This window comes from Sphingobium sp. WTD-1 (assembly GCF_030128825.1).
Classification (GTDB): domain Bacteria; phylum Pseudomonadota; class Alphaproteobacteria; order Sphingomonadales; family Sphingomonadaceae; genus Sphingobium.
In genome coordinates, this window is sequence record NZ_CP119127.1 from 3,231,880 (window position 1) to 3,253,433 (window position 21,554).

Below are 21,554 nucleotides of genomic sequence, written 5' to 3' on the forward strand. Positions count from 1 at the left end.
CTTTTGGCCGGCCCGCAATCTTCCCCCCTGCCCGCCATCATGTCAGCCTCCGCCATGCGATTCGCAGGGAGGGAATATGATCCGCACTTCGGCCTGGCTCTTGGTGAGCCTCAGCATTGCCGCACTGTCCACCACCGCCGAGGCGCAGACCGCCCCCAAACCACCCGTCGCGGCCAGGAAGCCGCATGAGGTGAAGGCGCCCTTCGGCGCGACGCGGCAGGATCCCTATTATTGGCTGCGCGACGACAGCCGTAAGAACCCCGAGATGCTCGCCTATCTGGCGGCCGAAAATGCCTATGCCGACGCGCTGCTCGCGCCGACCAAGCCGTTGCAGGACAAGCTCTACACGGAGATCACTGGCCGCATAAAGCAGGACGACAGCAGCGTCCCCTATCGCAAGAAGGGCTACTGGTACTACAGTCGCTTCGAGACCGGCGGCGACTATCCGATCGTCGCCCGGCGCAAGGGCAGTATGGATGCGCCCGAGCAGATATTGCTCGACCAGCCCAGGATGGGCGCGGGCAAGGGCTATTTTGCGATCAGCGGCCGCGAAGTCAGTCCCGACGACAGGTTGCTCGCCTATGCCGAGGATCTGGTCGGCCGCCGCCAATATGTAATCCGCGTCAAGACGATTGCCGACGGCAAACTGCTGGCTGACGAAATCCCCAATGCCGAACCCGATTTCGCCTGGGCCGACGACAGCAAGACGATCTTCTATGTCGAGAAGGATCCCACCACCCTGCTCGGCAAGCGGGTGAAGGCGCATGTGCTGGGCACGCCCGTCAGCGCTGATCGGTTGGTCTATGAGGAGAAGGACGATACCTTCTACATGGGCCTGAAGAAGACGACGTCGGACAAATATATCTGTATCGTGCTGCAATCGACGGTCAGCAATGAGGAACGCTGCGCGCCGTCCGCCAATCCGGCCAGTTTCACGCCGCTCGCCCCACGCGAACGGGACTTTCTCTACAGCAGCGACAATGTCGGCGGGCAATGGACCATCCGCACCAACTGGCAGGCGCCCAATTACCGGCTGATGACCATATCGGACGCCGATGCCGCCAAGGGCCGCGCGGCCTGGACGGACATCGTGCCGACCAGCGCCAGCGTCTTCATCGAGAATTTCCAGCCCTTCGACAGTTTCCTCGCCATCGAGGAACGCTCCGAAGGGAATAAGCGCCTGCGCCTGCTGACCAAGGCCGGCAAGAGCAGCTTCGTCAATGCCGATGAACCAGCCTATGCCATGGCGCTCGACGTAAACGCCGAAAGCGGCACGCCCTGGGTCCGCTACACCTATGACAGCCTGCGCACGCCCGAAACCACCTATGAGGTGAATGTCGAGACGGGCGAGCGGAAGGTGCTGAAGGTCCAGGAAGTGAAGGGCTATGACCCCACCAAATATGTGACCGAGCGCGTCTGGGCGACCGCGCGCGATGGCACGAAGGTGCCGGTCTCGCTCATCTACGCCAAGACCTTCAAGAAGGACAGCGGCGCCCCGCTCTACCAATATGCCTATGGCAGCTATGGCTATTCGACCGACCCGGCCTTCACGCCGCTGCTGCCCAGCCTGCTCGATCGCGGCGTCGTATATGCCATCGCCCATATTCGCGGCGGCCAGGAAATGGGCCGCAAATGGTATGATGACGGTCATCTCAAGAACAAGATGAACAGTTTCACCGACTTCATCGACGTGACCCGCGCGCTGGTGGATCAGGGTTATGCGAAAAAGGGCCGGGTTGCCGCGATGGGCGGCAGCGCTGGCGGCCTGCTGATGGGCGCGGTCGCGAACATGGCGCCGCAGGATTACAAACTCATCATCGCACAGGTTCCGTTTGTCGACGTCGTGACCACCATGCTCGACCCGACCATTCCGCTCACCACCGGCGAATATGACGAATGGGGCAATCCCGAGCAGAAACAATGGTATGATGTGATGCTGGCCTATTCGCCCTATGATCATGTCGAGGCGAAGGCCTATCCCAGCCTGTTCGTCGGCACCGGCCTGTGGGACAGCCAGGTCCAATATTATGAGCCGACCAAATGGGTGGCCAAGCTGCGCGCGACCAAGACCGACAGCAACCCGCTCGTCTTCCGCATCAATATGGAGGCCGGCCATGGCGGCAAGTCAGGCCGCTTCCGCCGCTATCGCGATCAGGCCGAATATAGCGCCTTCGCGCTGGAGCGACTGGGGGTGAAGTAACCACTCTCCACCCCTCCCTTCCAGGGAGGGGTCGGGGGTGGGTCTGCCGCGTAGCGGCAGTAGAAGGCTCGCTTCGCTCGCTACCCACCCCTTAATCCCCTCCCTAAAAGGGAGGGGAAATAATGTTCAGTAGCTGCGGCCCACCAACACGCGCTCCACGGCCGCGCCGCCAGTGAAAATGCAATTGCCATCCGCCGCTTCCGCGTCGGTCGGCACGTTGCGCAGGGTGAGCTTCTCGCCCTTCAGCCACTGCACCACCTTCTCCAGTTCCGCGCCGGTCGGCTTGGCCCATTGGACCAGCGCCCAACCGGGCTTCTTGCTGGCGTTGAAATAGGCCTTGAGCGCGTCGAGATCGGTGATCGACTTGTCGATATTGCCATCAAGCCGCGCCTTGGCATCGGCGAACAGCGACGCCTGGATATCCTCCAGCATCGCGGTTGCGCCGGCGACGAAATCGCCCTTGGCGACGATCTGGCTGTCGAGCTTGCCATCTTCCCGATAGAGGCGGTCGCGGCGGATGACCGAAACATTGCCACCGGCAACGTCGCGGCCGCCCACTTCGATCACGATCGGCGCGCCCTTCTTGACCCAGCCCCAGCGCTTGGTCGCGGCCTTGGACGGGCGCTTGTCGAGCAGCGCGCGGACCGGCTCGCGGAACACGTCCAGGCCATTGAGCTGGTTCACCAGGTCGGTGCAATAATCGACGATTGCGGCGTCTTCCTGGGTATCGCGCAACATCGGCACGACCACAATCTGATAGGGCGCGACACGCGGCGGCACGCGCAGGCCGTCATCGTCGCCATGGACCATGATCAGGCCGCCGATCATCCGGGTCGACATGCCCCAGCTGGTGGTCTGCGCGAGTTCCTGCTGCCCTTCGGCATTCTGGAACTTGATATTCTGCGCCTGGCTGAAGGTCGTGCCCAGGAAGTGCGAGGTGCCGGCCTGCAGCGCTTTGCCGTCCTGCATCATCGCCTCGATCGAATAGGTCGCGACGGCGCCGGGGAAACGCTCATTCTCCGGCTTCTCGCCCGCCACCACCGGCAGGCCGACACATTCCTCGGCGAAGCTCCGATAGACTTCGAGCATCTTCATCGTCTCTTCCATCGCCTCATCGACGGTGGCGTGCGCGGTATGACCTTCCTGCCACAGAAATTCGCTGGTGCGCAGGAACATGCGGGTGCGCATTTCCCAGCGGACGACGTTCGCCCACTGGTTGATCAGCACCGGCAGATCGCGCCAGCTCTGGACCCAGCGGCTGAAGGCGGCACCGATCACGGTTTCCGACGTCGGGCGCACGACCAGCGGCTCTTCCAGCTTCGCTTCAGGATCGGGCACCATCTTGCCGTCCTTCTGGATCAGGCGATGATGGGTGACGACCGCCATTTCCTTGGCGAAGCCGTCGACATGCTCGGCTTCCTTCTCGAAATAGGAGAGCGGAATGAACAGCGGGAAATAGCAATTTTCGTGGCCGGTCTGCTTGATCCGCGCATCGAGCAGGGTCTGGATGCGTTCCCAGATGCCATAGCCCCAGGGACGGATCACCATGCAGCCGCGCACGCCGCTTTCCTCGGCCATGTCGGCTTCGGTGATGACGGCCTGATACCAGGCAGCGAAATCCTGTTCGCGGGTAACGTTAAGGGCGTGTTTCACGGGGTCTGTCGCCTGTCTAAAAGTGGATGGGGCGCCATAGGCCAGACCCGCCACCCCTGTCGACCCCCAAGCATCACGCCGGGCGGGGTTCAGCCGGCGTCGGCGCCCAGTCGCTCCAGCCAGGCCCTGGCCTGCTTGGGCTCGCCCACCGCGTCGGCGGCTGGCTTGCCCCGCGCGGCCATGAAGGCAGGATGGAGATCGAACGGCTCCAGCCCCAGCGTGTAGCGCATCGCGTCGATCTCTTGTGTCAGCTCGTCGAGCTGTGCCAGCACCGGCGCGGTCTTCGCGCGGGCGCTGCGATCCTGCTGATGGTCGAATAGGCCCCAGCGCCCGCCAGCGGTCACGCGCAGCGCCGCAATCAGCGCCGCGCGATATTCCTCTTCCAGCTCCGCCCGGCGGATATCCAGGCGCTCGAGTCTATCCGCCTTGGCCATGTTGGATCAGCTCAGCTTGTCGATCTTCGCATTGAGCGCAGCCAGCTGCGCCTTCAGCACGGCGATCTCGTCATCCTTGCTTTCTTCGGTCGCGGCCGGGGTCGGGCTGGGCGTGGCGCCCGGCATGCCCGGAACGCCATTGCCGAACGCGCTCGCCGCGGCCTCGAACATCTGCATGTTGCGCTTGGCGATCTCGGCCAGCGGACCGCCACCAAATGCGCCCTTCATGGCTTCCTGGAACTGCTGCTGGTTCTTACGGAAGGCATCCATCGACGCTTCAAGATATTGCGGCACCATCGACTGCATGGAATCGCCATACATCGATATCAGCTGGCGCAGGAAGTTGACCGGCAGCATGTTCTTGCCGCGCTGCTCTTCTTCCATGATGATCTGGGTCAGGACATTATGCGTGATGTCTTCACCGGACTTGGCATCGACCACAACGAACTCGCGTCCCTCGCGGGTCATCTGCGACAAAAGGTCCAGCGTGATGTAACTTGAAGTTTCGGTGTTATAAAGCCGCCTGTTAGCGTACTTCTTGATAATCACCGGTTCGGATTCATTAGCAGCCTTCGATTTGGCCATGCCTGTCTCTCCCTCACCTGCTCATGTCGCATTAGCACAGAGCGATGCCGCGCCGCAACATGGCCCGCGTCCTTTACCCCTTTTTCTCAATATTTTATGGCGCGAAACGGAGGGCGATCCTGATTTGCGTCGCCGCGCCTTCATCGGCCTGCGCCGATATCAGGAGGCCCGGCGTCCCCCGCCACCTCCCCCCGCCCCCGTTGCGGCTACCGCAGGCCATGCTCGATTGCTGCGGTATGGATCAGATTTGACACAGCAAAGCGATCGGGTGCCGATCGTCTTCATCCCTTCGCTCATCAACCCGCCCCAGGTTCTGGACCTATCGGAAAGACAATCCATGTTGCGCCATATGGCTGCAGCAGGCCATGATATTCATCTGGTCGATTGGGGCACGCCGACCGCCGCCGACCGCCTCCTCGACCTCGACGCGCATATCACCGAACGGTTGATCCCGATGATCGCTGCACTGCCGCGCCCGCCGATCCTGGTCGGCTATTGCCTGGGCGGCACGCTGGCGATCGCGGCCGCCGCATTGCATCGGATAGCGGCTCTCGCGACGATTGCCGCCCCCTGGAACTTTGCCGGCTTTCCGGCCACCGACCTCAACGGGATCGCCGCTCTGTGGCGGGACGCCAAAGCCGTCTGCGATCGCCTGGGCTATGTCCCGATGGAAGCATTGCAATCCGGCTTCTGGGCGCTGGACCCGCAGCGTACCGTTTTGAAATATGCCGCCTTCGCTGACATGACCCCGGACTCCGATGAGGAGCATGCCTTTCTCGCGGTCGAGGATTGGGCCAATGAAGGTGCGCCACTCACCTTTGCCGCGGGCCAGCAATTGTTCGAAACACTCTATGCCGCAAATGCGAGCGGCCGAAACGAATGGCGCATCGGCGGAACCGTTATCACCCCTGACGCGATCCGCTGCCCGGCCCTGTCGATCGCGTCGGCCACTGACCGAATCGTGCCCGCTTCGGCAGCGCCGCCCTTTACGGAAAGCAGGACATTGCACCTGGGGCATGTCGGCATGATATTGAGCCAGCGGGCGCCCGAACTCCTGTGGCATCCGCTGTCCCTTTGGCTTTCGCAGCATGGCGGATGATGTTATGTGCGCCTGCGAAAACAACATTACCACTAGTGAGGATCAAGGCTTTGTCAGACATCGTCATTACCGCCGCCAAGCGCACGCCTGTGGGCAGCTTCCTGGGGGCGTTCGGATCGACCCCGGCGCATGAACTGGGCCGTCAGGCCATTCTCGCCGCGATCGCGCAGGCGGCGATCGCGCCCGAAGAAGTGGACGAAGTGATCCTCGGCCAGGTGCTGTCCGCCGGCCAGGGCCAGAACCCGGCCCGCCAGGCCGCCGTCAATGCCGGCATCCCGGTCGAGCGCACCGCGATCGGCCTCAATCAGCTGTGCGGATCGGGTCTGCGCGCGGTCGCGCTCGCGGCCCAGGCGATCAAGGCCGGTGACGCCCGCATCATGGTGGCCGGCGGTCAGGAAAGCATGTCGCTGGCTCCCCATGCCCAGATGCTGCGCGGCGGCACGAAGATGGGTCCGGTCAGCCTGGTCGACACGATGATCCATGACGGCCTGACCGACGCCTTCAACAATTATCATATGGGCATCACCGCCGAAAATCTGGCGGAGAAATATCAGATCAGCCGCGACGCGCAGGATGCCTTTGCCGTAGCCAGCCAGAACAAGGCGGAAGCCGCGCGCGCGTCGGGCCGCTTCGCCGATGAAATCCTGCCCGTGACGATCAAGGGCCGGAAGGGCGACACCATCGTCGATGCCGACGAATATATCCGCGCCGGTGCCACGATCGAAGCGATGCAGGGCCTGCGCCCCGCCTTCAAGAAGGACGGCACCGTCACCGCCGGCAATGCCAGCGGCATCAATGACGGCGCGGCCGCACTGGTGCTGATGAGCGCCGACGACGCCGCCAAGCGTGGCTCGACCATCCTGGGTCGCATCGCCGGTTTCGCGACCTGTGGCGTCGATCCGTCGATCATGGGCATCGGCCCGGCCCCGGCAAGCCGCAAGGCGCTGGAAAAGGCGGGCTGGTCGGTCGCCGACCTCGATCTGATTGAAGCGAACGAAGCCTTTGCCGCACAGGCGCTGTCGGTCGGCCAGGAGCTGGGCTGGGATCCGGAAAAGGTGAACGTCAATGGCGGCGCGATCGCCATCGGCCACCCCATCGGTGCATCGGGCGCGCGCGTGCTGACCACCCTGCTGTATGAAATGGCAAAGCGCGATGCGAAGAAGGGGCTTGCCACCCTGTGCATCGGCGGCGGCATGGGCGTTGCCATGTGCATCGAACGCTGAGCTCCAAGCCGAATATCTAGAAAAGGGCGCCGGTCTCGCGATCGGCGCCCTTTTTCCTGTCAGGCCCAGATGCGGTCGAACCGTTTGCCAAGGCCCGTCAGCAACTCATATTGCGACAGGCCCGACGCCTGCGCCGCCTTCGGCAGATCATAGTCGATGGTCAGCCAGTCGCCCTCCGCGACATCCGGTCGTGCGCCGACATCGACCGCCAGCAAATCCATGGACACCCGGCCCAGCACCGGCAGGCGCACGCCATCGACCAGCGCCGCGCCGCGCCCCGAAAAGCCGCGCAGATAGCCGTCGGCATAGCCGATGTTGAGGATCGCGATCTCCATATCACGCTCCGCCCGATGAGTAGCGTTATAGCCGATCGTGTCGCCGGCGATCACCGCGCGACGCTGCAATATCTGGGCCTGTGGCTGCACGACCGAGCGGAGATGCGGCACCGCATCGGGATGCGGCACGCCGCCATAAAGGGCGATACCCGGCCGGGCCAGGTCGAAACCATAGTCACTGCCCATGCAGATACCGGCACTGTTGGCAAGGCTGTAGCGCTGCGCGGGCACTGCGGCCCGGACATCCCGGAAGCGGGCCAATTGTGTCGGATTGAGATCGCTGTCCTCGTCGGCTGACGCGAGATGGCTGAGCAGCGTCACGATCTCCAGCCCCGAAACCAGTTCGCCGAGGTCGGCGCGCCAGTCGAGGCCAAGCCGGTTCATGCCGGTATCGATCATCAGGTCGCAGACGCCGCCACCCGCAGCCTTCCAGCGCGCCACCTGCCCCGGTGTACAGAGCACCGGCCGCGCCCGCGAGGCCAGCGCCTGCGCCATATCCTCGTCGCGCACGCCGTGCAGGACGGCAAAGTTCACACCGTCCATCTGCGCTTCGAGCGCTGCCGCCTCGCCCCAGTTAGAGACGAAGAAATCGCGGCAGCCCGCGCTTTTCAGCCGCTGCATGACGCCGGCCGCGCCCAGGCCATAGCCATCGGCCTTGATCGCCGCGCCACAGGCCGGGGCGCCGCCCTGCCGCGCCAGCCAGCGCCAGTTGGAAAGCAGCGCATCGCCATCGAGGCGCAGGCGGAGCGGAGCGATATAGCCAGTCATTGCCCGCAGCCGATAGCGCGCCGGGGCTCAGGCGTCGAGGGGGCGTCCCCTGGTTTCCGGCAAGGCGACGAGGCAGGTGACCAGCGCCAGCGCCACCACCGCGATCGTGTACCACAGCCCGGCATAGGGATCGCCGGTCCGCGCGACGATATATTGGCTGACCAGCGGCAGGAAACCGCCGAAATAGCCGGTGCCGATATGATAGGGAATGGAGAGTGAACTGTAGCGGATGCGCGCCGGGAAATATTCCGAGAGCAGCGCCGCGACCGGGCCATAGGTCGCGCCCGACAGGGTCCAGAGCAACAGCAACGCGGCGAACAGCATCAGCGCACGCGGCCAGTCGGGCCGGACGACACCGAAATCATAGCCCTGCGCCGTCAGCGCGGCATCGATCCCGTCACTGCTGAGGTCCGCCACGGCCACGCCGCCGATGCTGACCGCGGGGGCGACGCCGCTGCGCTTCTCATAGGGGATGCCGCGCTTGGAAAAATGGTCGAGCAGTTTGCCGCAGGCGGTCGGCTGTATCTTGGCAAAGGGATCGAACCGGCAATCGGGGCCGCTCACCACCACCGGCGCCCGTGCCGCCGCCTGCGTCAGCGCCGGGTTCGCGGTCGCGCCCATAAACTGGTAGAGCGGCATGACCAGCAGCAGCACCAGTGCATAGCCGATGATGATCGGCTTCTTGCGCCCGACCCGGTCCGACAACCAGCCGAAGAAGATGAAGCTCGCCATGCCGGCAAAGGCGCTGCCGCCGACCAGCAACTGGGCGATGCCCGGCGCGACATGCAGGCCGCTCTGCAGGAAATAGAGCGCCTGGAACATCACCGTATAGGCGATCACGGTGAAGCCCGCCGCGATGCCGATCATCGCCACCAGCATCCGCTTCCTGTTGCCCGGCGCGGTAAAGGCTTCCTTCAAGGGGTTCTTCGCCTGTTGCCCCGCCTTCTTCATCGCCGTGAAGACCGGGCTTTCGCGCAGCATCAGCCGCATCCACAGCGAAATGGCGAGCAGCGCCAGCGAGAAGATGAAGGGAATGCGCCAGCCCCAGACGTCCCAGACATCCATGCCGACGATCCACTGGGTGCCGACCACGACGATCAGCGACAGGATGAAGCCGCCAATCACCCCGGCCTGGATGAAGCTGGTATAGAAGCCGCGCTTTCCGGCCGGCGCATGTTCTGCGACATAGATGGCCGCGCCGCCATATTCGCCACCCAGCGCCAGCCCCTGCGCGATGCGGAGCAGGATCAGGATGACCGGCGCGGCAACGCCGATGCTGGCCGCCGACGGGGTCAGTCCGACGCCGGCCGTCGCCAGCCCCATCAGGACGATGGTGGCCAGGAACGTATATTTGCGGCCCAGCCGATCGCCCAGATAGCCGAACAGCATCGCACCGAGTGGCCGGAAGCCGAAGCCAATCGCGAAGCCGGCGAGCGAATAGAGAAGCTCCACGGTCGGATTGTCGGTCGGGAAGAAGGTGCGACCGATGATCGGTGCGAGCACGCCATAGATGTAGAAATCATACCATTCGAACACCGTGCCCAGTGCCGAAGCGGTGATGACCAACCGGTCCCGCTTCGCATCCATCACATAGTCGCCCCCGACCGCCTGCGTCATCCTGCCCCCTTAACTTCGCATATTTCCCGTATATTTTGACATCTTCATGCGCCAACGGGAAAGGAAATTTCCAATCACCATATCGATAAGATCATGCTGGTCTAGCATGGCGAGGCCTGTGTAGGACAGGTGCAGCAATTGCGGGCGCAGCCATGCGCGGCCGGGCTTGGGGGAGGCAGAATGGACAGCGAAGGCGCGAACGCATCCGGCATGCCGACGAAAGCGATCCTGTTCTGGATGACCGCCGTGCCCGGTCGGTCGCACCAAGGGCCGCTGCCACGCCTTACAGCGGAGCAGCGGGCGCTCAGCGGGCGGCTGAGGACCGATGTCACGCTCATCGCGCGAAAGCCGCACAACGCTGCGCATTTGCACGAAATGGAGCATGTCGCACAGTATGTCGAAATGAAATTGCGACAGGCCGGCTATGCCCCACACCGCCAGCCAATCCAGGGCGTCCCCGGCACCTTCAATATCGAAGCCATGCTCGAACCCGCCAATGGTGATGCCCCGACGCTGGTGATCGGCGCACATTATGACAGCTATGGCACAACGCCGGGGGCCAATGACAATGGATCGGGCACGGCGGCAACCTTGGAACTTGCCCGCGCCCTGTCCGATCTGCGCGGACGGAGCCGATTGCGGCTACGCTTCGCCTTCTTCGCCAATGAAGAGCCGCCCTATTTCCAGACTACGCACATGGGCAGCCTTGCCTATGCCAAGGCGCTGGCGGCCGGTCAGGAGCGCACGCTCGGCATGATTTCGCTGGAGACAATCGGCTTCTACAGCGATGCCAAGGGAAGCCAGCATTACCCCTTTCCGTTATCCGCCCTCTATCCGGACACCGGCAATTTCATCGCCTTCGTCGGCATGACATCCCCGCGCCCGTTCATTCGTGCCACGGTTGCAGCATTCCGGCGCGAAGCAGCCTTCCCCAGCGTCGGCGGCAGCGCTCCCGGCTTCGTACAGGGAATCGACTGGTCGGACCATTGGGCGTTCGCGCAGGTCGGGATACCCGCCCTGATGATCACCGACACGGCCCCGTTCCGCTATCGCTATTATCATAGCGAAGCCGATACACCCGACCGGCTGGACTATGACCGCATGGCGCGGGTGGTCGATGGCGTGGAACAGGTGGTGCGTGCATGGGCGCGGAAGGGCGCGCTATAGCCTAAAACAGGCGCGAACCATTGGGCACAGGCTTGTCGGGCGCGAACAGCATGACGGCGCCGGCCGCATCGGCGAAGCCCAGGGTCAGCACTTCCGACATGAACTTGCCGATCTGGCGCGGCGGGAAATTGACCACGGCGGCGACCTGGCGGCCGGGCAGCTCTTCCAGTGCGTGATTTTCGGTGATCTGGGCGCTCGATTTCTTCTGGCCGATCGTCGGGCCGAAATCGATCAGCAGCTTGTAGGCGGGCTTGCGCGCCTCGGGATAGGGTTCGGCCGAGATGATCGTGCCGACGCGGATATCCACTTTCAGGAAATCGTCGAAGCCGATCGGGTCGGCGGCGGGGGCGCTGGGGTCGTGTGTCAGGTGCATGCAGGAACTCCATCTCCTCCCCGCCTGCGGGGAGGTGGCGGCGAAGCCGACGGAGGGGGCGTGCCCCAAATGCGAGGCCGCGTCCAGAAGTATCCCCCCTCCACCACTTCGTGGCCCCCCTCCCCGTTCCGGGGAGGAATGCTTACTCCAGTTCCAGGATCACCGCGTCAACCGGCAGGCTCTCGCCCTGTGCCGCCGACACGCTCTTGACCGTGCCCGCCTTGCCGGCGCGCAGGATATTTTCCATCTTCATCGCCTCGATCACCGCAAGCGGCTGGCCGATCTCGACCTTGTCGCCCTGCTTGACGTTTAGCGCGACCAGCAGGCCGGGCATGGGGCAAATCAGATATTTCGACAGATCGGGCGGGATCTTCTCGATCATGTGCGCGGCATAGGGCGCGGCGTGGGCGGGCAGGATGCGCAGCTTGTGGCTGGCGCCATGCGCCGTCAGCACGAAGCCAGACCGCATCGGCGCGATCCGCACCGCCAGCTGCTCCTCGCCAAATTCCGCCTCGATCAGGCGATCGCCGGGCGTATATTCGAGCGCCATGTCGATGCTCTCGCCGTCGACCGTCACTTCGTCGCCGTCGATCACGACATCATGGATCGCGTCGCCGATCTTCACCTGCCAGCCGGTGGGCGGGGCAAGACGCTTGCCAAGCTGCCCGTCGATGCGGCGGGCGCGGTCGGCCTGCGCCATGGCGGCAAAGGCGCCGATCGCCGACAGGCGCTGGAGCAATTCCGGCGAGGCCGGCGCGCCATGGAAGCCCTCGGGATATTCTTCCGCGATGAAGCCGGTGGTGATGTTGCCGGAGCGGAAGCGCTCATGCTGCATCAGCGCGGAGACGAAATCGATATTGTGGCCCGGCCCTTCGATCTCGAACTTGTCGAGCGCCTCGATCTGTTTGTCGATCGCCTCCAGACGGGTCGGCGCCCAGGTGATCAGCTTGGCGATCATCGGATCGTAGAAGATCGACACCTCGCCGCCTTCCTGCACGCCGTCATCCACGCGGATCAGCGCGCCGCTCTCATCCGTGCCGGTTTCGGGCGGATTATAGCGGATCAGGCGGCCGGTCGACGGCAGGAAGCCGCGATAGGGGTCTTCGGCATAGACGCGGTTCTCGATCGACCAGCCGTTGATCTTCACGTCGGCCTGGCCGAAGCTCAGCTTCTCGCCATTGGCGACGCGGATCATCTGTTCGACCAGGTCGACGCCGGTGATTTCCTCGGTGACGGGATGTTCGACCTGAAGCCGCGTGTTCATTTCGAGGAAGTAGAAGCCGTCGCCGGTCTTGTCCTCGCCGCTGACGATCAGTTCGACCGTGCCGGCGCTGAAATAGCCGACCGCGCGGGCCAGGGCGACGCACTGCTCGCCCATCTTCTTGCGCATTTCGGGGCTGACGAAGGGCGACGGCGCTTCCTCCACCACCTTCTGGTGGCGGCGCTGGATAGAGCATTCGCGCTCATTGAGGTAGACGATATTGCCATGCTGGTCGCCCAGCACCTGAATTTCGATATGGCGCGGGCTTTCGATGAACTTCTCGATGAAGACGCGATCGTCGCCGAAGCTGTTCAGCCCCTCGCGCTTGGTCGCCTCGAAGCCTTCGCGGACATCCTGTTCGCTGTAGGCGAGGCGCATGCCCTTGCCGCCGCCGCCGGCCGAGGCCTTCATCATCACCGGATAGCCGATCTCGTTGGAGATCTTCACCGCATGTTCGGTGTCGTCGATCACGCCGACAAAGCCAGGGACGACATTGACGCCCGCTTCCATCGCCAGCTTCTTGGATTCGATCTTGTCGCCCATCGCGGCGATGGCATTCGCCGGAGGGCCGACGAAGATGATGCCCTCGGCGTCGAGCGCCTTGCGGAAGCTTTCGCGCTCGGAGAGGAAGCCATAGCCCGGATGGACGGCGTCGGCGCCGGTCGCCTTGCACGCCTCGATGATCTTGTCGGCCAGCAGATAGGATTGGGCGGCGGGCGGCGGGCCGATATGGACGGCTTCATCCGCCATCAGCACATGCGGCGCGCGGGCATCGGCATCGGAATAGACCGCGACGGTCTTGATGCCCATCTTCTTCGCCGTGCGCATGACACGACACGCAATTTCGCCACGGTTCGCGATCAGGATCTTGGTGATTGCCATTATATTTCCTGTCCCAGTCCTTGTTCAGTTTCGTTCGCCCCGCTCTTTCAAGCGAGGCTCAATCCCATTCCGGTTATCGACCTCTCCAGATCGATTTCAGGAAAATGCCCTGCCCGATCATCAGCATCACACCGAAAATCGCCGCGGCCTCTCCAAAAGGCATCTTCCCACCCGTCGGACACGGGTCAGCGTCCGAGCATTCCATCATCGACCAGCCGAATAGCAGCAGGAGAACGGGAACGAGCAAAAGGCTCGTCCACACCGTCACCCATATCTGCCGGCGGCGTGTCATTCCTTCCATTCAAACACCAAACCCACCTTAGTCATGCCGGACTTGATCCGGCATCCCGCTTTCTTCCCCCGCGACGGCAAGAAGAAGCGGGACCCCGGCTCAAGGCCGGGGTGACGAGGGTGGGCGCGATTTTCACTCCGCCGCCTCCAGCTCGATCTTCACTTCGGCCTGCATCGGCACGACGCCCAGCTTCGCGAACAGCGCTGCATCGGCATTGTCTCCCGCATTGGCGGTGGTCAGCAGCTTGTCGCCGGTGAAAATGCTGTTCGCGCCGGCCATGAAGCAGAGCGCCTGGCAGCTATCCGACATGCTCTCGCGACCCGCGCTCAACCGCACCATGCTTTCCGGCATCACGATCCGCGCGACCGCGACCGTGCGCACGAACTCGATCTCGTCGATCTTGGCGAGTGGCGTGTCGGCCAGCATATTGCCCAGCACCGTGCCCTTGACCGGGACTAGCGCGTTGATCGGCACGCTTTGCGGATGGACCGGCAGCACGGCGAGCGCATGAAGGAAGCCGACGCGATCCTCGCGCGCCTCGCCCATGCCGACGATGCCGCCCGAGCAGACATTGATGCCCGAATTGCGGACATTTTCCAGCGTCACCAGACGGTCGTCGAAGGTGCGGGTGGTGATGACCTTCTCATAATGTTCGGGCGAGGTGTCGATATTATGATTGTAATAATCGAGGCCGGCCTCCGCGAGCATGTCGGCCTGGCTTTCGCTGAGCATGCCCAGCGTCATGCAGGTTTCCATGCCCATCTGGCGCACGCCCTTCACCATCTCGACGATGGCGGGCATGTCGCGATCCTTGGGGTTACGCCAGGCCGCGCCCATGCAGAAGCGCGAGCTGCCCGCGTCCTTCGCCTGTGCCGCCGCCTGCATCACCGCCTGCACGCTCATCAATTTCTCGGCCTTCAGGCCGCTTTCCGCCGAGGCCGACTGGTTGCAGTAACCGCAATCCTCCGGACAGCCGCCAGTCTTGATCGACAACAGGGTCGACAGTTGCACCTCGTTGCGCGGGAAGTTCGCGCGGTGGATCGACTGCGCTTCGAACATCAGGTCGCCAAAGGGCAGGTCGAACAGCGCGGCGATTTCCTCGCGCGTCCAGTCGTTGCGGGCGGTCAGGGTGCAGGGGGTATTCATTTACGCAGCTTCCTCTAGCCCCGCCGGGGGCATGTTGTGGCCGAGCAGGCGCAGCACATCGGCGGCGCACTCCACGACATTGGAACCCGGCCCATAAATGCCCTGAACCCCTGCGTCACGAAGATAGTCATAATCCTGCGGCGGGATGACCCCGCCGGCGATCACCTTGATGTCGCTACGGCCGTGGTCGCGCAGCCGGTTGATGAGTTCCGGGATCAGCGTCTTGTGCCCGGCGGCCAGCGACGATGCGCCGACCACATCGACGCCGCTGTCGAGCGCCAGCATCACCGTTTCCTCCGGCGTCTGGAACAGCGGGCCGGACACGACATCGAAGCCCATGTCGCCGAAGGCCGAGGCGATGATGTTGGCGCCCCGGTCGTGCCCGTCCTGCCCCATCTTGGCGACGAGGAGTTTGGGCTTGCGGCCGAGGCGCCGTTCGACGGCCTGCACCCCGTCGAGAACCTGTTTCCAGCGGCTGTCATCCTTGTAGGGCGCGCCATAGACGCCCTTCACCGGCGTCGGCTGCGTGCCATAGCGGTTGAAGCTATCCTCCATGGCGGCGGAGATTTCGCCCAGCGTCGCGCGCGCACGGGCGCACTCGACGGCATGGGCGATGAGATTGGTCTCGATCGACTGCGGCGCGGCGGCGGCATCGCGGAGCGATTGCAGCGCGGCCTGACAGGCATCCTCGTCGCGCTCCGCCTTCACCCGGTTGATGCGGGCGATCTGCGCCTCGCGGACCTTGGTGTTGTCGACTTCCAGCGTTTCGAGCAGATCCTCGTTCGCCAGGCGATATTTGTTGACCCCAACGATGACGTCCTCGCCCCGGTCGACGCGGGCCTGACGGGCGGCCGCCGCAGTCTCGATCATCGCCTTGGGCCAGCCCGCGCCCACAGCCTTGGCCATCCCGCCTTCGGCTTCCACGCGGTCGATGATTTCCTGCGCGGCGTCGACCAGTTGCTGGGTCAGCGCCTCGATATAATAGCTGCCGCCCAGCGGATCGACGACATTGCACATGCCGGTCTCTTCCTGGATGACGATCTGCGTGTTGCGCGCGATGCGGGCGGAGAAGTCCGTCGGCAGCGCGATCGCTTCGTCGAGAGCGTTGGTGTGGAGCGACTGGGTGCCGCCCAGCATCGCAGCCATCGCCTCGATCGTGGTGCGCATGACGTTGTTGTAAGGGTCTTGCTCGGTCAGCGACACGCCCGACGTCTGGCAATGGGTGCGCAGCATCTTGCTGCGCTCGTCCTGCGCGCCCAGCTTCGTCATGACCCGATGCCACAGCACGCGGGCGGCGCGCAGCTTGGCGATCTCCATGAAGAAGTTCATGCCGATGGCGAAGAAGAAGCTCAGCCGCCCGGCAAACTTGTCGATGTCGAGGCCGCTCGCCACGCCATAGCGCACATATTCCGCCCCGTCCGCGATGGTGAAGGCCAGCTCCTGCACCTGTGTCGCGCCCGCTTCCTGCATATGATAGCCGGAGATGGAGATGCTGTTGAACTTGGGCATCTCCCGCGACGTATAGCCGAAAATGTCGCTGATGATCCGCATCGAGGGTTCGGGCGGGTAGATATAGGTGTTGCGGACCATGAACTCCTTGAGGATGTCGTTCTGGATGGTCCCGTCGAGCAGCTTGCGTTCGACGCCCTGTTCCTCGCCCGCGACGATGAAGAAGGCCAGGATCGGGATCACCGCGCCGTTCATGGTCATCGACACGCTCATCTTGTCGAGCGGAATGCCGTCGAACAGGATCTTCATGTCCTCGATCGTGTCGATCGCTACGCCCGCCTTGCCGACATCGCCGACGACGCGCGGATGGTCGCTGTCATAGCCGCGATGGGTGGCGAGGTCGAAGGCGACGCTGAGGCCCTTCTGCCCGGCGGCCAGGTTCCGGCGATAGAAGGCGTTGGATTCCTCGGCGGTAGAAAAGCCCGCATATTGACGGATGGTCCAGGGACGGCCCGCATACATGGACGCGCGCACGCCGCGCGTGAACGGCGCAAAGCCGGGCAGGCCCGGATCGACGGTCACGTCCTCGGCGGTGTAGAGCGGCTTCACCACGATACCCTCCGGGGTATCCCAGTTCAGATCCTTGCCCTTCACTTCCTTGGCGGCAGCGGCGGCCCACTGGTCCAATGTCGGCTTCTCGGTCATCCTAATCCATCCCTTTCCTCGCCCATTGGGGAGAGGATACGCAGGCTTGGCAGCTTGCCTGCCTAGCCGAAGTTGGAGAGGGGACTGCGACATCGCACAAATCAGCCCCTCTCCGCTGCGACTAAGGGCTGCTGCGCAGCCCCAAGTCTCGCTGCCTCTCCCCTGAAGGGGCGAGGCGATTAATGGCCGTCCTTCGGCGTCTCCATGATCTCGGTCAGCACGCCGTTCATGTCCTTGGGGTGGACGAAGAAGATGGGCGTGCCATGGGCGCCAATGCGCGGTTCGCCCAGCACCTTCTTGCCCAGCCCCTCGAACCAGGCCTTGGCTTCCATGATGTCGGGCACTTCATAGCACATATGATGCTGCCCGCCGGCCGGGTTCTTGGCGATGAAGCCGTGAATGGGCGAGTTCTCGCCCAGCGGCTCGATCAGCTCGATTTGCGTGCCCGCCGTGCCGCCTTCGCCAGGCGTATCCACGAAGCACACCTTCACCCCCTGCGCCGGCAGGTCGAACGGTTCATGCGTGATCGTCGCGCCCATGATGTCGCGATAATAGGCCAGGCTCGCCGCCAGCGAAGGCGTCGCGATGCCGATATGGTTGAGACGGCCGAGTTTCACATCCTATCCTTCGTCATTGCGAGCGAAGCGAAGCAATCCATGCGACGTTTCACCCTTGAGCGATGCCCTGATACAAATCCTGCCAATCGGGATTGAACCCGACGATCAATGCTATCTTCCTTGCCCGCGAGCCTGCCTTGATCTGTTTCTCGCGCGCAATGGCTACCTCCATCGTCTCCGCCATTTCGTACCAGACCAGCATCTTGCAGCCGTACCGTTGCGTGAACCCGCCGGTGATATTCTCCCGATGCTGCCACACACGCTGCGGCAGGTTTGAGGTGACACCGGTATAGAGCGTCCCGTTCCGCCCGCTCGCCATGATGTAGGCCGCCGGACGCATCACCTTCATTCCATACCTCCGTCATTGCGAGGAGCCGCAGGCGACGCGGCAATCCAGATGGCGCGCCAGTGGATTGCTTCGCTGCGCTCGCAATGACGAATGAGATGTCATTTCAAGACCTCACAGCGGAATATTGTCGTGCTTCTTCCAGGGGTTCTCCAGCGCCTTGTTGCGCAGCTTGCGCAGGCCCAGCGCGATCCGCTTGCGGGTCGAGTGGGGCTGGATCACCTCGTCGATGAAGCCCTTGCTCGCCGCCACGAAGGGGTTGGCGAAGCGGTCTTCATATTCCTTGGTCTTTTCCGCAATCTCTTCGGGCGTCTTGCCGCGGAAGATGATCTCGACCGCGCCCTTGGCGCCCATCACCGCGATCTCGGCGGTCGGCCAGGCATAGTTCAGATCGCCGCGCAAATGCTTGGAGGACATAACGTCATAGGCGCCGCCATAGGCCTTGCGGGTGATAACGGTGATCTTCGGCACGGTCGCCTCGGCATAGGCGAAGAGCAGCTTGGCGCCATGCTTGATGATGCCGCTATGCTCCTGAGCCGTGCCCGGCAGGAATCCCGGCACGTCGACAAAGGTGACGATCGGAATTTCGAACGCATCGCAGAAGCGCACGAAGCGGCCGGCCTTCTTCGACGAGTTGATATCCAGCACGCCGGCCAGCACCATCGGCTGGTTGGCGATGATGCCCACCGTCTTGCCCTCGATCCGGCCGAAACCGCACAGGATATTGCCTGCATGAGCCGGCTGCACCTCGAAGAAGTCGCCCTCATCCACCACCTTGCGGATCAGTTCGTGCATGTCATAGGGCTGGTTGGCATTGGCCGGGATCAGCGTGTCGAGGCTGTCCTCCAGCCGGTCCCACGGGTCCGCGCTCGGCCGCTCGGGCACCGGTTCCTTGTTGGACGCAGGCAGGAAGTCGACAAAATCGCGCACTGCCAGCAGCGCCTCGATGTCGTTCTCGAACGCCACATCCGCCACGCCCGACTTGGTCGTGTGGGTGATCGCGCCGCCCAGTTCCTCCTGCGTCACCACCTCGTTGGTGACGGTCTTGACCACGTCAGGCCCGGTCACGAACATGAAGCTGCTGTCCTTCACCATGAAGATGAAGTCGGTCATCGCCGGCGAATAGACCGCGCCGCCCGCGCACGGCCCCATGATGACGCTGATCTGCGGCACCACGCCCGACGCCAGCACATTGCGCTGGAAAATCTCGGCATAGCCGGCGAGCGAGGCGACACCTTCCTGGATGCGCGCACCGCCGCTGTCGTTGAGGCCGATCACCGGCGCGCCGACCTTCATCGCGATGTCCATGATCTTGCAGATCTTCATCGCGTGCCGTTCCGACACCGCGCCGCCATAGACGGTGAAATCCTGGCTGAAGACATAGACGAGGCGGCCGTTGATCGTGCCCGATCCGGTAACGACGCCGTCGCCCGGAATATGCTGTTCATCCATGCCGAAATCGATGCAATTATGCTCGACATACATGTCCAGCTCTTCAAAGCTGTCCTCGTCCAGCAGCACTTCGATCCGCTCCCGCGCGGTCAGCTTGCCCTTGCCATGCTGCGCGTCGATGCGGCGCTGGCCGCCGCCCATGCGGGCGCCTTCGCGCTTGGCTTCCAGCTGTTCGATGATGGCGAGCTTCGACATGAAAGGCTTCTCTCCAAATTCGTGGCGTCAATAGCTTGGCCGACGCCGCCTTGCCCTTCCCCTACCCAGCCGCACACAAAGTTCGCAAATGTAAATTTGCCAATTTGCAAATCGCGACTTCGCAAATTAGGGTAAGGATTATGGCACGCGGCAACCGTATATTCGCAGGCCCGCGCCTGCGCCAGCTGCGCCTGGACCATCGCATGGACCAGGCGACGATGGCGCAGGCACTGGGCATATCCGTATCCTATCTGAGCCAGATGGAAAATGACGATCGCCCGCTGACCGCCAAGGTCAAGGCCGCGCTCGCCAATGCCTTTCCCACCGACTGGGCCAGTTTCGACAGTCGCGAGGATGAACAGCTGCTGGGCGCCTTCGCCTTTGCCCTGTCCCATCCCGAACTGCCCGGCCCGGCGCTGGAGCCGGAACGGATCGAGAAGCTGCACCTGCAATTTCCCGAATTCGCGGCCCGCTATGTCGATCTCTACAACGCCCATATGCGCGCCAATGAGCGGATCAACATGATCGAGGAGGCGATCGCCAACGATCATGAGGTGCAGGCCCGCCTGCCCTGGGAAGCGGCGCGCGACTGGTTTCATGAGGCCGGCAATTATGTCCATAGCCTCGACTGCCTGGCCGAGGAGATGGCCGAGAGCTTTGCCCAGGGCCAGGTGCTGGACGAAGGGATGCTGGTCGAGGCGCTCGCCCGCCGCCACGGCATCGAGACGCTGATCGCAGAGACGCCCGACAGCGCGCTGCGCGCCTATCGCGCCGCCGACCGGCAATTGTTCATCAACGCCGCCCTGCCGACCGAAAGCCGCAAGTTCATGCTGGCCCATCAGCTGATGATGCTGGAGGGACAGGCGGTGATCGCCGATGTGGTGCGCAAGGCCGGCCTGCCCGTGACTGGCGCCGATCGGCTGCTCGCGATCGGCCTTGGCAATTATGCCGCCGGTGCGCTGCTGATGCCCTATGCCCCCTTCCGCGAGGCGGCGCGGACGATGCGCCATGATATCGACCGGCTCGCCCGAACCTTCGGCGTCAGCTTCGAACAGGCCTGCCACCGCCTGTCCACGCTGCAGCGGCCGGGCCTGCGCGGCATCCCCTTCTTCTTCTGCCGGGTCGATATGGCCGGCAACATCACCAAGCGCCACAGCGCCACCCGGCTGCAATTCGCCCGCTTTGGCGGCGCCTGCCCGCTGTGGAACGTGCATGAGGCGGTGGCCGTGCCCGACCGCATCAATGTGCAGCTTGGCGAGACCCCCGACGGCGTGCGCTATGTCTCGATGGCGAAGGGGCTGGTGAAGCCGTCCGGCAGCTACAAGCGCACCCCGCGCCGTTTCGCCGTGGTGCTGGGCTGCGAGGTCGCCCATGCGGCCAATTTCGTCTATGCCGACGGCCTGCATCTGCAGGAGGAAGGCGCCGCGACGCCCATCGGCATCACCTGCCGCCTCTGCTCGCGCCAGAGCTGCGACCAGCGCGCCTTCCCGCCCGCCGACCGCCCGATCCATGTCGACCCCGACAATCGCCAGATCGTGCCCTACTGGATCGGCTGACACGAAGTAATAATGGCAAAAAATACGAAATAAAATTCACTGTTACTTTTACATTTCAATATTCATCTTCAATCATGAATATAATGAAGCATATTGAAATATAATTCAGCTATATGTCGTGTCACTTTTAACAAAATTGTCATAGCGAAATCCCAGTTGCAGGGCGGGACTGTCACGGACAGCTCGGTGCCAGAACAGA

The 21,554-nt window shown here is 63.4% G+C and carries 18 protein-coding genes; 5 read left to right on the plus strand and 13 right to left on the minus strand.

What is annotated here, in order from left to right:
* The first annotated feature begins 76 nt into the window (after nt 1-76).
* The gene (locus N6H05_RS16110) at nt 77-2,200 is read left to right on the plus strand and encodes a S9 family peptidase (protein ID WP_284110530.1); all 2,124 of its coding nucleotides are present in this window, start codon (nt 77-79) and stop codon (nt 2,198-2,200) included.
* A gap of 126 nt (nt 2,201-2,326) precedes the next feature.
* Here N6H05_RS16110 and proS read toward each other — a convergent pair whose 3' ends face one another.
* From proS to phaR, 3 genes are all read right to left on the minus strand, one after another.
* Nucleotides 2,327-3,853 (minus strand): proline--tRNA ligase, encoded by a 1,527-nt coding sequence (gene proS / locus N6H05_RS16115; RefSeq protein WP_284110532.1) that lies wholly within the window; start codon nt 3,851-3,853, stop codon nt 2,327-2,329.
* 89 nt (nt 3,854-3,942) lie between these two features.
* On the minus strand, nt 3,943-4,287 hold the full coding sequence (locus N6H05_RS16120; RefSeq protein ID WP_284110533.1) for a hypothetical protein: 345 nt from the start codon (nt 4,285-4,287) through the stop codon (nt 3,943-3,945).
* A gap of 6 nt (nt 4,288-4,293) precedes the next feature.
* Nucleotides 4,294-4,872, minus strand: a complete 579-nt coding sequence (gene phaR, locus N6H05_RS16125; RefSeq protein WP_284110534.1) for a polyhydroxyalkanoate synthesis repressor PhaR — start codon at nt 4,870-4,872, stop codon at nt 4,294-4,296.
* A gap of 124 nt (nt 4,873-4,996) precedes the next feature.
* Between phaR and N6H05_RS16130 the strand changes: the two genes are divergently transcribed.
* A complete protein-coding gene (locus N6H05_RS16130; RefSeq protein ID WP_284110535.1) occupies nt 4,997-5,971 on the plus strand; it encodes an alpha/beta fold hydrolase in 975 nt (324 codons plus the stop codon).
* Between the two features lie 50 nt (nt 5,972-6,021).
* A complete protein-coding gene (locus N6H05_RS16135) occupies nt 6,022-7,194 on the plus strand; it encodes an acetyl-CoA C-acetyltransferase (RefSeq protein ID WP_284110537.1) in 1,173 nt (390 codons plus the stop codon).
* Nucleotides 7,195-7,253: 59 nt separating this feature from the next.
* Here the strand turns inward: N6H05_RS16135 and alr are convergent, their stop codons facing one another.
* Both alr and N6H05_RS16145 read right to left on the minus strand, forming a co-directional pair.
* On the minus strand, nt 7,254-8,297 hold the full coding sequence (gene alr, locus N6H05_RS16140; protein ID WP_284110538.1) for an alanine racemase: 1,044 nt from the start codon (nt 8,295-8,297) through the stop codon (nt 7,254-7,256).
* A gap of 27 nt (nt 8,298-8,324) precedes the next feature.
* The gene (locus tag N6H05_RS16145; RefSeq protein ID WP_284110540.1) at nt 8,325-9,914 is read right to left on the minus strand and encodes an MFS transporter; all 1,590 of its coding nucleotides are present in this window, start codon (nt 9,912-9,914) and stop codon (nt 8,325-8,327) included.
* Nucleotides 9,915-10,094: 180 nt separating this feature from the next.
* On the opposite strand from N6H05_RS16145, the gene N6H05_RS16150 reads away from it, so the two are divergent.
* Entirely contained in the window at nt 10,095-11,081 is a 987-nt protein-coding gene (locus tag N6H05_RS16150) for a M28 family peptidase (RefSeq protein WP_284110541.1), read from the plus strand.
* A 1-nt stretch (nt 11,082) separates the two neighbouring features.
* Here the strand turns inward: N6H05_RS16150 and N6H05_RS16155 are convergent, their stop codons facing one another.
* The 8 genes from N6H05_RS16155 to N6H05_RS16190 all read right to left on the minus strand — a co-directional run bounded on the left by N6H05_RS16155 (nt 11,083) and on the right by N6H05_RS16190 (nt 19,799).
* Entirely contained in the window at nt 11,083-11,454 is a 372-nt protein-coding gene (locus tag N6H05_RS16155) for a tRNA-binding protein (RefSeq protein ID WP_284110543.1), read from the minus strand.
* A gap of 142 nt (nt 11,455-11,596) precedes the next feature.
* Nucleotides 11,597-13,597 (minus strand): acetyl-CoA carboxylase biotin carboxylase subunit, encoded by a 2,001-nt coding sequence (locus N6H05_RS16160; RefSeq protein WP_284110545.1) that lies wholly within the window; start codon nt 13,595-13,597, stop codon nt 11,597-11,599.
* Nucleotides 13,598-13,670: 73 nt separating this feature from the next.
* Entirely contained in the window at nt 13,671-13,889 is a 219-nt protein-coding gene (locus N6H05_RS16165) for a hypothetical protein (RefSeq protein ID WP_069337016.1), read from the minus strand.
* 132 nt (nt 13,890-14,021) lie between these two features.
* Entirely contained in the window at nt 14,022-15,035 is a 1,014-nt protein-coding gene (bioB, locus tag N6H05_RS16170; protein ID WP_284110547.1) for a biotin synthase BioB, read from the minus strand.
* A complete protein-coding gene (gene scpA, locus N6H05_RS16175; RefSeq protein ID WP_284110549.1) occupies nt 15,036-17,189 on the minus strand; it encodes a methylmalonyl-CoA mutase in 2,154 nt (717 codons plus the stop codon).
* 179 nt (nt 17,190-17,368) lie between these two features.
* Nucleotides 17,369-17,806, minus strand: coding sequence for a methylmalonyl-CoA epimerase (gene mce / locus N6H05_RS16180; protein ID WP_284110550.1), 438 nt, complete (start codon nt 17,804-17,806; stop codon nt 17,369-17,371).
* 49 nt (nt 17,807-17,855) lie between these two features.
* The gene (locus N6H05_RS16185; RefSeq protein WP_284114249.1) at nt 17,856-18,146 is read right to left on the minus strand and encodes a GIY-YIG nuclease family protein; all 291 of its coding nucleotides are present in this window, start codon (nt 18,144-18,146) and stop codon (nt 17,856-17,858) included.
* A 120-nt stretch (nt 18,147-18,266) separates the two neighbouring features.
* Nucleotides 18,267-19,799 carry an acyl-CoA carboxylase subunit beta gene (locus N6H05_RS16190; protein ID WP_004207231.1) on the minus strand — a complete coding sequence of 511 codons (1,533 nt, stop codon included), beginning with the start codon at nt 19,797-19,799 and terminating at the stop codon, nt 18,267-18,269.
* 140 nt (nt 19,800-19,939) lie between these two features.
* Between N6H05_RS16190 and N6H05_RS16195 the strand changes: the two genes are divergently transcribed.
* The gene (locus tag N6H05_RS16195; protein ID WP_010338815.1) at nt 19,940-21,355 is read left to right on the plus strand and encodes a helix-turn-helix domain-containing protein; all 1,416 of its coding nucleotides are present in this window, start codon (nt 19,940-19,942) and stop codon (nt 21,353-21,355) included.
* Nucleotides 21,356-21,554 lie beyond the last annotated feature (199 nt).

What these genes read in the sequence shown, in the direction of transcription:
- scpA (WP_284110549.1), bottom strand. Translation starts at nt 17,189, where the DNA reads ATGACCGAGAAGCCGACATTGGACCAGTGGGCCGCCGCTGCCGCCAAG.
- N6H05_RS16145 (WP_284110540.1), bottom strand. Translation starts at nt 9,914, where the DNA reads ATGACGCAGGCGGTCGGGGGCGACTATGTGATGGATGCGAAGCGGGAC.
- N6H05_RS16185 (WP_284114249.1), bottom strand. Translation starts at nt 18,146, where the DNA reads ATGCGTCCGGCGGCCTACATCATGGCGAGCGGGCGGAACGGGACGCTC.
- alr (WP_284110538.1), bottom strand. Translation starts at nt 8,297, where the DNA reads ATGACTGGCTATATCGCTCCGCTCCGCCTGCGCCTCGATGGCGATGCG.
- bioB (WP_284110547.1), bottom strand. Translation starts at nt 15,035, where the DNA reads ATGAATACCCCCTGCACCCTGACCGCCCGCAACGACTGGACGCGCGAG.
- N6H05_RS16150 (WP_284110541.1), top strand. Translation starts at nt 10,095, where the DNA reads ATGGACAGCGAAGGCGCGAACGCATCCGGCATGCCGACGAAAGCGATC.
- N6H05_RS16195 (WP_010338815.1), top strand. Translation starts at nt 19,940, where the DNA reads ATGGCACGCGGCAACCGTATATTCGCAGGCCCGCGCCTGCGCCAGCTG.
- N6H05_RS16120 (WP_284110533.1), bottom strand. Translation starts at nt 4,287, where the DNA reads ATGGCCAAGGCGGATAGACTCGAGCGCCTGGATATCCGCCGGGCGGAG.
- N6H05_RS16160 (WP_284110545.1), bottom strand. Translation starts at nt 13,597, where the DNA reads ATGGCAATCACCAAGATCCTGATCGCGAACCGTGGCGAAATTGCGTGT.
- N6H05_RS16110 (WP_284110530.1), top strand. Translation starts at nt 77, where the DNA reads ATGATCCGCACTTCGGCCTGGCTCTTGGTGAGCCTCAGCATTGCCGCA.
- N6H05_RS16190 (WP_004207231.1), bottom strand. Translation starts at nt 19,799, where the DNA reads ATGTCGAAGCTCGCCATCATCGAACAGCTGGAAGCCAAGCGCGAAGGC.
- N6H05_RS16165 (WP_069337016.1), bottom strand. Translation starts at nt 13,889, where the DNA reads ATGACACGCCGCCGGCAGATATGGGTGACGGTGTGGACGAGCCTTTTG.
- phaR (WP_284110534.1), bottom strand. Translation starts at nt 4,872, where the DNA reads ATGGCCAAATCGAAGGCTGCTAATGAATCCGAACCGGTGATTATCAAG.
- N6H05_RS16155 (WP_284110543.1), bottom strand. Translation starts at nt 11,454, where the DNA reads ATGCACCTGACACACGACCCCAGCGCCCCCGCCGCCGACCCGATCGGC.